Annotated in this window: 13 protein-coding genes; 3 read left to right on the top strand and 10 right to left on the bottom strand. The window is 54.1% G+C overall.

What is annotated here, in order from left to right:
* Nucleotides 1–145 precede the first annotated feature (145 nt).
* Both fliQ and fliR read left to right on the top strand, forming a co-directional pair.
* On the top strand, nucleotides 146–415 hold the full coding sequence (gene fliQ / locus J9880_RS17275) for a flagellar biosynthesis protein FliQ (protein ID WP_095925151.1): 270 nt from the start codon (nucleotides 146–148) through the stop codon (nucleotides 413–415).
* 3 nt (nucleotides 416–418) lie between these two features.
* On the top strand, nucleotides 419–1,201 hold the full coding sequence (fliR, locus tag J9880_RS17270; RefSeq protein WP_119825013.1) for a flagellar biosynthetic protein FliR: 783 nt from the start codon (nucleotides 419–421) through the stop codon (nucleotides 1,199–1,201).
* Between the two features lie 9 nt (nucleotides 1,202–1,210).
* Here the strand turns inward: fliR and rlmC are convergent, their stop codons facing one another.
* The 9 genes from rlmC to nfsA all read right to left on the bottom strand — a co-directional run bounded on the left by rlmC (nucleotide 1,211) and on the right by nfsA (nucleotide 9,960).
* Nucleotides 1,211–2,341 carry a 23S rRNA (uracil(747)-C(5))-methyltransferase RlmC gene (rlmC, locus tag J9880_RS17265; protein ID WP_232769662.1) on the bottom strand — a complete coding sequence of 377 codons (1,131 nt, stop codon included), beginning with the start codon at nucleotides 2,339–2,341 and terminating at the stop codon, nucleotides 1,211–1,213.
* 84 nt (nucleotides 2,342–2,425) lie between these two features.
* The gene (locus J9880_RS17260; RefSeq protein WP_095922247.1) at nucleotides 2,426–2,872 is read right to left on the bottom strand and encodes a YbjO family protein; all 447 of its coding nucleotides are present in this window, start codon (nucleotides 2,870–2,872) and stop codon (nucleotides 2,426–2,428) included.
* A gap of 65 nt (nucleotides 2,873–2,937) precedes the next feature.
* Nucleotides 2,938–3,783, bottom strand: coding sequence for a putrescine ABC transporter permease PotI (potI, locus tag J9880_RS17255; protein ID WP_095922248.1), 846 nt, complete (start codon nucleotides 3,781–3,783; stop codon nucleotides 2,938–2,940).
* Entirely contained in the window at nucleotides 3,780–4,733 is a 954-nt protein-coding gene (gene potH / locus J9880_RS17250; RefSeq protein WP_232769661.1) for a putrescine ABC transporter permease PotH, read from the bottom strand. Before potH ends, potI begins: the two co-directional genes overlap by 4 nt.
* Nucleotides 4,734–4,745: 12 nt before the next feature.
* A complete protein-coding gene (gene potG, locus J9880_RS17245) occupies nucleotides 4,746–5,879 on the bottom strand; it encodes a putrescine ABC transporter ATP-binding subunit PotG (protein WP_095922250.1) in 1,134 nt (377 codons plus the stop codon).
* Between the two features lie 269 nt (nucleotides 5,880–6,148).
* Nucleotides 6,149–7,258 carry a spermidine/putrescine ABC transporter substrate-binding protein PotF gene (potF, locus tag J9880_RS17240; protein ID WP_112289375.1) on the bottom strand — a complete coding sequence of 370 codons (1,110 nt, stop codon included), beginning with the start codon at nucleotides 7,256–7,258 and terminating at the stop codon, nucleotides 6,149–6,151.
* Between the two features lie 428 nt (nucleotides 7,259–7,686).
* On the bottom strand, nucleotides 7,687–8,169 hold the full coding sequence (locus J9880_RS17235) for a type III secretion system chaperone family protein (protein WP_095922252.1): 483 nt from the start codon (nucleotides 8,167–8,169) through the stop codon (nucleotides 7,687–7,689).
* A 147-nt stretch (nucleotides 8,170–8,316) separates the two neighbouring features.
* The gene (gene rimK, locus J9880_RS17230; protein ID WP_131694311.1) at nucleotides 8,317–9,219 is read right to left on the bottom strand and encodes a 30S ribosomal protein S6--L-glutamate ligase; all 903 of its coding nucleotides are present in this window, start codon (nucleotides 9,217–9,219) and stop codon (nucleotides 8,317–8,319) included.
* 18 nt (nucleotides 9,220–9,237) lie between these two features.
* Nucleotides 9,238–9,960 (bottom strand): oxygen-insensitive NADPH nitroreductase, encoded by a 723-nt coding sequence (gene nfsA, locus J9880_RS17225; protein ID WP_232769660.1) that lies wholly within the window; start codon nucleotides 9,958–9,960, stop codon nucleotides 9,238–9,240.
* Between the two features lie 285 nt (nucleotides 9,961–10,245).
* Here nfsA and J9880_RS17220 point away from each other — a divergent pair, with 285 nt between their 5' ends.
* Complete coding sequence (locus tag J9880_RS17220) at nucleotides 10,246–10,512, top strand: GrxA family glutaredoxin (protein WP_013575818.1); 267 nt, start codon at nucleotides 10,246–10,248, stop codon at nucleotides 10,510–10,512.
* A gap of 80 nt (nucleotides 10,513–10,592) precedes the next feature.
* On the opposite strand, the gene ybjM is transcribed toward J9880_RS17220, so the two are convergent.
* Entirely contained in the window at nucleotides 10,593–10,964 is a 372-nt protein-coding gene (ybjM, locus tag J9880_RS17215; RefSeq protein WP_095922255.1) for an inner membrane protein YbjM, read from the bottom strand.
* Between the last annotated feature and the right edge of the window lie 114 nt (nucleotides 10,965–11,078).

Raw genomic sequence — 11,078 nt, 5'->3', positions numbered from 1 at the left:
GTTTTTGCTCCTCCCCCTGCGAAGGGGGAGGCCGGGAGGGGGTTTTACAGGCAACTTCAAATTCTGAGCTGCTATTCATACCCCACCCCAACCCTCCCCTTCGCAGGGGAGGGAGTCGCCCGTCTTCTTTTGTGAGAATTGAGTAATGACTCCTGAATCGGTAATGGCACTGGGTAACGAGGCAATGAAAGTGGCATTAGCCGTTGCTGCGCCTTTATTGCTGGCCGCGCTGGTGACCGGGCTTATCGTCAGCCTGTTGCAGGCGGCGACACAGATCAACGAACAAACGCTGTCCTTCATCCCGAAAATTCTGGCTGTTGTCGCCACTATCGTGATTGCAGGCCCGTGGATGCTGAATCTGCTGCTCGATTACATCCGCACGTTGTTCTCCAACCTGCCCTACATCATCGGGTAATCTATGGTTTCCTTCGACAGCACCCAGTTAGCCGGCTGGCTGAGCATGTATTTCTGGCCCCTGCTGCGAATTCTGGCGCTGATCAGCACCGCCCCTATCACCAGCGAGAAATCGGTGCCTAACCGGGTCAAACTCGGGCTTGGCATGATGATTACCTTCCTGATCGCACCGTCCCTGCCGCCGGTGGAAACGCCGATTTTCTCCACGCCCGCGCTGTGGCTGGCGATGCAGCAAATCATGATCGGTACCGCGTTAGGCATCACCATGCAACTGGCGTTTGCCGCCATCCGTATGGCCGGTGAGATCATGGGATTGCAGATGGGGATTTCCTTCGCGACGTTCTATGACCCGAGCAACCGTCTCAACACCCCGCTGCTGGCGCAGTTTTTAAACCTGCTGGCGGTGTTGCTGTTCCTGAGTTTTAACGCCCATTTGTGGCTGATTTCCCTGCTGGCAGACAGTTTCCATACCCTGCCCATCAGTCTGAATCCGGTGAACGCGGAAGGATTTATGGCGGTCGCCAAAGCCGGCAGCATTGTGTTCAGCGGCGGCATGATGCTGGCGTTACCGATTGTGACGTTGCTGCTGACCCTCAACATGGCGCTGGGCTTGTTAAACCGCATGACGCCTCAGCTTTCCGTTTTCGTGATCGGTTTCCCGCTGACCCTCAGCATCGGCATTCTGGCCATCAGCCTGATGATGCCGATGCTCGCGCCATTCAGCGAGCATCTGTTCAGTGAGATTCTGGATAAGATTGTGCTGATCGTGAATCAGCTGGCGGGCTGACGGACAGGCTTAACGCCGGACCAGCAGTACCATCACTTCGTAATGCGCGGTATGCGGGAACATGTCGAAAAGCTGGACACGCAGGATGTGATAATCCGGCAGTAACGCCAGATCCTGCGCCATGGTTTTAGCGTTACAGCTTGAATAAAGAATGGTGTCTGGCGCCATGTGGCTCAGGTACTCACACAACGCTTTGCCGATGCCGCGACGTGGCGGATTCACCAGCACCAGATCCGGCACCTCGCCTTTGCCGGTGGCAAAACCGGTGGAATCCAGCGCCTGAAACTCGACGTTTTGCAGCCCCAGACGCGCCGCCGATTCCTTCGCGCAGGCAATGGCTTCGGCGCTGATTTCGATACCGGTCAGTTTCATCTGCGGCGTTGTGCAGTGCAGACCAAAACCGCCGACGCCGCAGAACAAATCCCACATACTGTGAATATCACCCCGCGCCCTCACCCAGTCACGCGCCGTAGCGTAGAGTTTTTCAGCCACCACAGGATTGGTCTGGAAGAAACTCTGCGGGCGGATAAACAGCGGCACATGGTTAAAGTCTTCTTCCAGCCGCTGAACCTCCGTCAGAGGGATTTCGGTGTCGCCTTCGAGGATCGCCATATGCACCGGCTGGATATTGGCAGAAATCACGGTCAACTGCGGCAACTGCTGTTGCAGCCACGGCAGCGCGGCCCGCAGTTGCGCCAGTTTGGTGTCTGAGCGCAGCACAAAGCGCAGCATTATGCCGCCGTCTTTCTGGCTTTCTGTCAGCAGAAGGAATTTCAGTTCGCCGCGTTTACGCGCCACGTGATAAGGCGTCAGACCGGCGCGGGCGATGAAGGTTTTGAGCACGGAAAACACCGCAGGGAAGCTGGCCGGATACAGCGGGCAATCACACAAATCTACCGGCGTACCGTCACGATGCAACATGCCCAGCAACGGACGCTCCACGCTGCCGCTGACCACCATTTTGGCTTTATTGCGAAACGCACTTTCCGGGCCGGTGACCGGTTCACACCACTCACCCACAGGCAAATCGGAGAGCAGATCACTGAGATCTTGCTGCTTGTCGGCTAACTGTTGTGAATAAGGTTTGTCGAGCCACTGGCAGGAACGGCAGGTTCCTGCGGTGTAAAGTGCGCAATGCATGAAAATGTTCCGGTCATCGAATGCTGGGAAAAACTGGCGCGCAGTTTATCACTGCGCGGCGGGAAAGGCTCATGTACGTCGTGGCTATTTGTTACGGGAAAAGTATCTGCGGCTGCTGGCGGGCAGATATAACAACAGCAACACCACGATATCAGGGATTTTTTGCATCAGCAGCGAAGAGAGAAACTCGCCCTGTGTTTCAACGTTAAAGCGAAAGATACGTGGCCCGAACCAGTCGAATGACGCCAGCATCATGTAACCGACCACAATCACCTGACAGCCGATAAATGCCCGACGTCCCCAGCGGCGGGCGCGCATCATCGCATACGCGGCACGGCATTCGATCAGAACAATCAGCAGGCTCGCCAGCATAATGAAGCAGTTCAGCCAGGATTCTGCACTGACCTCGATAAAACTCATCAGCCCTGAAAAGCCCATCGCATCGAACAACAAAATGAATTCCAGACAGCGTGTGGCGACAATCGCCGACGCGCCGATCATGACGGGAACAGGGATAAATGCCAGTTTCATAAATCCGTTTGGGCTCTCCATTTACCTTCAGGGCGGAAAAATCCGCCCTGACATTATCTTTAAATTTAAGCGCGTTGTGCGCGCTGGATTTCCTTTCTTCTCTGCTTTTCCGCCCGCGCCATAAACCACCAGGCAATCATACCAATGATGCCCACCACCAGCAGGATCAGTGTCGCCAGTGCGTTGATTTCAGGGTTGACGCCCATGCGCACGCTGGCAAACACCAGCATCGGTAAGGTCGTCGAGCCGGGTCCGGCGACGAAACTGGCAATAACCAGATCGTCGAGCGACAAGGTAAACGCCAGCAGCCAGCCGGAAATCAGCGCCGGTAAAATCATCGGCAACGTGATAATGAAGAACACTTTCAGCGGCGCGGCACCTAAATCCATCGCGGCTTCTTCAATCGAGCGGTCCAGTTCACGCAGGCGCGCCGACACCACCACGGCAACGTACGCACTACAAAACGTCACGTGCGCCAGCCAGATGGTGAACATGCCGCGTTCCGCAGGCCAGCCGAAGGTGTGCCCCATCGCCACAAACAACAACAACAACGCCAGACCGGTAATGACATCGGGCATGACCAGCGGCGCGGTCAGCATGAAGGCAAACCCGGTGGAACCGCGGAAACGCCGGAAACGCACCATCACCACCGCCGCAAGCGTGCCGACAATCACCGCCATGGTCGCCGCTGCCGTCGCAATCGACAAACTCATGCCGACGGCGCTGATCATCGCTGAATCATGGAAAAGCTGAGTATACCAGCGGGTAGACCAGCCCGCCCAGACCGTTACCAGCTTCGAGCTGTTGAATGAGTAAATAACCAGCATCAGCATCGGGGCGTACAAAAACGTAAAGCCGAGCACCAGAATAAGAATTCGCCACGGCGAACGGACAACCGGTAACTGATTCATTCTTTCTCTCCCAGCTCTTTGTTTTGGTATTTCTGGAACCACAGAATAGGCATGATCAGCAGCAACAGCATGACCACCGCCACCGCTGAAGCCACCGGCCAGTCGCGGTTGTTAAAGAATTCCTGCCACAGCACGCGGCCAATCATATTGCTGTCCGGCCCGCCGAGCAGTTCCGGGATCACATATTCCCCGACCGCCGGAATAAAGACCAGCATCGAACCGGCGATAATGCCGCCTTTGGTCAGCGGCATAATCACTTTGAAGAAGGTCTTCATCGGACGCGCACCGAGATCCTGCGCCGCTTCCACCAGCGAGTAATCCATACGGGTCAGCGCGGTATAAATCGGCAGCACCATAAACGGCAGATAGGAGTACACAATGCCGATATACACGGCCAGATTGGTATGCAGGATCACCAGCGGCTGGTCGATCACATGCAGCCAGAGCAGAACGTTATTCAGCACGCCGTTGTCTTTGAGAATGCCAATCCAGGCATAGACGCGGATCAGGAACGATGTCCACGACGGCAGGATCACCAGCAACAGCAGGATATTGCGCGTCGAGGTGCGGCTGTGCGCCACCGCCCATGCCAGCGGATAACCGATCAGCAGACAAAGCAGTGTGGAAATCGCCGCCACTTGCAGCGATTGCAGATAGGCATCGATATACAGCGGATCCTGCGTCAGCCCGATGTAGTTGGCAATGTTGAGCGCGATATCCAGCATACCGTCTGACCAGGTGACCAGATCGGTATACGGCGGGATCGCGCGCGCCATTTCGGCGAAACTGATTTTAAAGACAATCAGGAACGGCAGTAAAAACAGCAGCAGGAACCACACCAGCGGCAGAAGGATCACCAGCTTGCGGCCATGACGCTGTTGCAGACGTCCGGTGAAGGCTTTAAATCCGCCCGGAGGTTTGCTGGCCGGTTGTTCGGAGATCACAGACATTTTCATCCCCCCTTAAACAGTCAGCACGACACAGCTGTCGGCTTCCCAGCACAGGCGCACTTCGTCGCCCCAGGTTGGCATGCCTTTGCGGAAACGGTGACCGTTCTGCAATTGCGCGGTAATCATCTGACCGCTGTGCAGCCGGACGTGATAAATCGACAGGTCGCCGAGATACGCAATGTTGACCACTTCGCCGACCGCGAAGTTACAGCCGTCCTGCGGCACCTCTTCGCACAGCATGATTTTTTCCGGACGCAGCGCAACGAACACCGGCACGCCGTCCACCACCGACACGTCCGGATCGACTTTCAGGGGATGCTTTAGCCCCGGCGAAGTCAGTACCAGTGCATCGTCCAGACGTTCTTTCAGTACGCCTTCAAATACGTTCACTGAGCCGATAAATTCGGCACTGAAACGGCTGGTAGGATGCTCGTAGATTTCTTCCGGCTCGCCGATTTGCACGAATTTGCCACGGTTCATGATGGCAATGCGCCCGGCCATGGTCATCGCTTCTTCCTGATCGTGCGTGACCATCACACAGGTCGCGCCAACACGCTCAAGAATATCCACCACTTCCAGCTGCATACGGTCACGCAGCTTTTTATCCAGCGCGCCCATCGGCTCATCGAGCAGCAGCAGTTTTGGCCGTTTCGCCAGACTGCGCGCTAATGCCACGCGCTGACGCTGACCGCCGGAAAGCTGATGCGGCTTACGTTTGGCGTATTCCTGCATATGCACCAGCGTCAGCATTTCGGCCACGCGGCTTTTGATTTCCGCCGACGGCAGTTTGTCCTGCTTGAGGCCGAAGGCGATGTTCTGCTCCACGGTCATGTGCGGGAACAGCGCGTAGGACTGGAACATCATATTGATCGGCCGCTGATACGGCGGCACCTGCGACAGGTCAACACCATCCAGGACGATTTGTCCCTGCGTCGGCGGCTCAAAACCGGCCAGCATACGCAACAGTGTGGATTTCCCACAGCCGGACGCGCCGAGCAGTGCGAAAATCTCGCCCTTATAAATGGTCAGGCTCACATCATCGACGGCGGCCTGACCATCAAAAGATTTGGTCAGATTGCGGATCTCCAGTAAAGGCGTGAAACCCTTCTGGGACTTAGGCTGCGGGCGGGGGATAGCGTCGTTCACTCAGAGAAATCTCCGGTATCAGAAAAAAAAGCAGTTCAAATAAGCATAACAGTCAGGGGGAAAAGTGCCTGATCTCTATGCCCAAAATAGAGCCGGAAGCAAAACGTCAGCGGCCCCGCCATCAATAAGCGGAGCCGCGTTAACGATACTCAAAATCATTCTGGTTGCATCAGGGCGGCAAGTGAGCAAGTCCCCGGGAGCTGACACAAGTCAGTGACCGGGGCGCGTTCACGCAGCCAACGCAGAAGCAGCCTGAAGGATGAAGAGTATTACTTGCCGGTTTTGACCTTGGTCCACGAACGGGTGATAACCCGGTCGATTTTCGGATCCTGAACTTTCAGGGTGAAAAGCTTCGCCTGAACGTCTGCCGGTGGATAAATGCCCGGGTTGTTGCGCACATCTTCGTTCACCAGTGGCGTCGCGGCTTTGTTGCCGCTGGCGTAGTAAACGGTGTTACTGATTTGCGCGATCACTTTCGGTTCCATCAGGTAATTCAGGAACTGATAGGCTTCATCGAGGTTTTTCGCATCCGCCGGAATAGCAAACACGTCGAAGAAGGCCAGCGCCCCTTCTTTCGGAATGCTGTACGCCACGTTCACGCCATTTTTCGCTTCTTTCGCGCGGTTTGACGCCTGCATGACATCGCCTGCCCAACCGATCGCCACACAGATATCGCCGTTCGCCAGATCGTTAATGTACTGGGAAGAGTGGAAATAACGGATGTTCGGACGCAATTTCAGCAGCAGATCGTTGGCCGCACCGGTGTAATCGGACGCTTTGGTGCTGTTCGGATCCAGATGCAGGTAATTGAGCACCGTGGCATAGATTTCCGCCGGTGCATCAAGGAATGACACGCCGCAGCTTTTCAGTTTCTCAAGGTTTTCAGGCTTGAGCACCAGATCCCAGCTGTCTACCGGCGCATCTTTACCGAGAACGGCTTTCACTTTATCGACGTTATAGCCGATACCGGTGGTCGCCCACAGATAAGGGATAGCGTATTTGTTGCCCGGATCATGTTGCGCCACCATCTTCAGCAGATCAGGATCCATATTTTTGTAATTAGGCAGTTTGCTCTTGTCGAGTGGCTGGAAGACGCCTGCCGCCAGCTGACGCTCAAGGAAACTGGCCGATGGCACCACCAGGTCGAAACCGGTGCTGCCTGCCATCAGTTTGCCTTCCAGCACTTCGTTGGAGTCAAAGACGTCGTAAACCACTTTAATGCCGGTTTCCTTCTGGAAATCAGGCACGGTATTTGGCGCGATATAATCGGACCAGTTATAGATATGCAGCGTTTTTTCTTCCGCAGACGCTGTGACGGACGCAGCCATGACCAGGCCGGCGACAACACCCGATAACCACTTTTTACGCAGGGTGAACATCCGTTACTACCTCCAAGACAGGGAATATAAAATTGAATTTGTATCACTGAGACTGATACAAAACCTTTCACACAAAGCCAACTGTCCTCCACGACATGTGCATAGACATTCAATGTTGGCGCATACGCTGCCTGCGAATTAACCGTTTGGTTTTACGACGTAATCACGCGTGATGCAGAGTCAGAAGAATAGCGCCTGCAACCCCTGCGTACCAGCCTCCTGAGACAAAACCGGCGTTTATCGATTAATTATGCAGATTTGGTCTATACCGTCTGGCATTTTGCCTTTTAACAAAGTGAAATATCTGGCAACACTGCCGTCAAGGCAGCATAACTTATGGCGAAAGCGAATAAAGGCAGCGGAGCCGCAATAAACACGGCTCGCAGGAAAGGATCTTCAGAGGGGAATAACGAACAGCCGGGTCAGGCTTAATGCAACAGCGGCAGGTTCACGGACGTCACCGGAACCCCTTCTTCTTCATCGCCGAGAAACAGCAGGTCATTGGCATGTGCTTCGAGAATAATCATCGACATCTGCTCTTCTGCCTGTTGCAGGAAGAAGGCAAACTGCTCTTCGGTCACGCCCACGGCGATGGTCAGCGACTGGCAGACAATCAGTTTTGGCAGATTATCATCCTGAATATCCACGAACGCTTTGATGGTCAGCGAGCTGGCATTAATCGAGCTTAAATCCGCCACCAGCGGGATCAGCGCCGTCGGTTTTACTTCGGCCAGCGCAGAGAACAAAATCACGTTGTCGACGATATCGAGTTTGGCATCAAAAATGCCATCAAAATTCTGCATATGCGGCAAATGGAGAGCCTGACAGGAATCACACTCGAAAAAAGAGATGCCCAGCTGATCCAGCCAGCGCCGCAGCAGCGCCAAATCAGGGACGATGAGCGAATCCATAAAATGCCTCACGAGTTCAACACAACGAAAAAAACAAACCCTTCGCAACGCCGTCAGCATTACGAAGGGGTTATAGCTTACGGAATATTACTGCCCGGCGCTACGATCAATAGCGGATTGATGGTGATTAACGCGGTGAAATAAGATTTAGCCGCCGGATTTCAGACGAAATCCCGGCCGCGCTCTATGCTCAATATAGTCGATCATCATCCCGGCGATATCGAGGCCGGTGGTGGTTTCAATCCCTTCCAGCCCCGGCGACGCATTGACCTCCATCACCAGCGGCCCGCGATGCGCGCGCAGGATATCGACACCCGCGACATCCAGCCCGAGGGTCAGCGCCGCTTTGATGGCAATATCTTTCTCTTCCGGGGTAATTTTGACGTTACTGGCCGTGCCGCCACGATGCAGGTTGGAGCGGAAATCCCCCGGCTTGGCCTGCCGTTCAATGGCCGCCACCACTTTTTTACCCACCACCAGACAACGGATGTCGCGCCCTTCGGCTTCGCGGATATATTCCTGCACCAGAATATGCGCATTCAGCCCGCGAAAGGCATCAATCACGCTTTCCGCCGCCTGACGGGTTTCCGCCAGCACCACGCCGATACCCTGCGTGCCTTCCACCAGTTTCACCACCAGCGGCGCACCACCGACCAGCGCAATCAAATCGGACGTGTCATCAGGGGCATTGGCAAATCCGGTGATCGGTAAATCGATACCTTCGCGCGCCAGAATCTGCATTGAGCGCAATTTATCGCGCGCGCGGGTGATCGCCACCGATTCGTTCAGCGGAAAACTGCCCAGCATCTCGAACTGGCGCAACACGGCGGTGCCATAAAAGGTAATCGCAGAGCCGATTCGCGGGATCACGGCATGGTATTTATCCAGTTGCCGCCCGCGATAATGCACGCTTGGCGCGGCCGGATTGATATTCATATAGCAGGACAAAGGATCGATGATGTCGATCTCATGGCCGCGGGACTCCGCCGCTTCTTTCAGGCGCTTACACGAATACAAAGACCCGTCACGGGAAAGAATTGCAATTTTCATCCGACACTCCGTCGCCGATTAGCGTGTTGCCCAGCCTTGCTTGTGCAGTGCGTCCAGCATAAACGGACGCTGTTCATTTTTCAGTGTACGCATGATCAGATCACTCCAGGTATCGCGACGGGCATTGCTGTCGCGCTGAAGATAATACTGACTTAATTGTTCGTCATAGTCCGCCAGCACCGTTTTATCGACCGGTTGATAGGCGTTTTCATGCACCAGCAATGACTGCGGCATACGCGGTTTAACCTGATGATCCTGCGCCGGTGTGCCGATGCAAAAACCGAACAGCGGCATGACAAATTTAGGCAATTTCAGCAGATTCACCACATCGTCGACCTGATTACGTATCCCGCCGATAAACACACCGCCAAGCCCGAGCGATTCTGCGGCGGTCATGGCATTTTGCGCCATCAGCGCGGTATCCACACAGCCGAGCAGCAGTTGTTCCGCCAGCCCCAGTTCCGCTTCCGGGTTAATCTGCCAGTTACGGTTGAAATCGGCGCAAAAGACCCAAAATTCGGCGGCACTGGCGACATATTTTTGTCCGCCGGTGTACTGCACCAGCGTTTCACGCAGCGCAGGATCGGTGATCCGGATAATAGAAGAACATTGCAGGAAGCTGGACGTGGAAGCGGCCTGAGCGGCGGCGATAATGGCTTCGCGCTGCTCATCGGATACCGGCTGGTCGGTAAAGGCACGAATGGAGCGGTGTGAGCGCAGAAGATCGATAGTCGGCGTCATTTAAAAATTCCTGAACGGTAGCGGTAAATAAAAACAGTCGTCCCAATCATTCATGCTGTGAGCACTGTTTGCAAGGATTGTGGCATCAATAGCTGTAACAATGTGCGGCGGCTAAAAATGACTGCCGGTTCATTTAGATAGGTCAAAGGTATCGGACTGACAGGTAATTCCTGCTTTTTTTTATGGTTTGCAACAGGCATAGTAGCGACATCAAAAAGGTGATGTGGATAACAAAAACGACACTCCCCTTTCATTTATCTCGTTGGCATTAACAAAGGAGTCTCCATGTTTGCAGTAATTTTCGGGCGTCCTGGCTGTCCTTATTGTGTACGCGCTAAAGAGTTGGCTGAAAAACTGACTGAAGAACGTGATGATTTCAACTTCCGTTACATCGACATCCATGCGGAAGGCATCACTAAAGCCGACCTGGAAAAAACCGTGGGCAAACCGGTAGAAACGGTTCCACAGATTTTCCTCGATCAGAAACACATCGGCGGTTGCACTGATTTTGAAGCCTATGCCAAAGAGCATCTGGCGTTGTTCAGCAACTGATCCGCAAAAAAATAAAGACTGACACACAGCAAAAAGGCGCTCACTGAGCGCCTTTTTTATTGCCCCGACCTCATCATCTGTCAGTGTTGCCTGAACTGCCGGTAAGCGATGACCAGCAGTTGCACCAGTATGGCTCCCAGAACACACCAAAATATCGCGCTGGTGGCATAAGCCAGCTCCTGAACCAGCGGACGAACGCGCGGGTAAAACGCCATGCGCAATAAAAAACAAACAGGAATGGACACCAGCCCGCCGACAAAAGACGAGAATATCGCCGAATCACGGGAAATCAGCGACGCAATCACCCCCGGGATCATAAATAATAACAGGCCGTATTCTGGCCCCGGCGCGACATTTCTAACAATAATCCAACCGTTTTTTAATAAAAGAAATATAATTAAGAATATTATGCAACAAATTAACGGGGCTACCACTTTTCGCCAAATTGCCATTTTACTTCCTCCTTAAAGTTGGCGAGATTTACAGGTTATCTGCAGCACAAATGTGTTCTTTCTTACCTGTCGGAGCCTTCTGGCTCACTTCCCTGAGGTGTCACGCACTCCCGC

The organism is Rahnella victoriana, assembly GCF_021276285.1.
In the GTDB taxonomy this organism is placed as follows: Bacteria; Pseudomonadota; Gammaproteobacteria; order Enterobacterales; family Enterobacteriaceae; genus Rahnella; species Rahnella victoriana.
The sequence above is the reverse complement of the archived record's forward strand: the minus strand, read 5'-3'. Positions and strand labels throughout refer to the sequence as shown.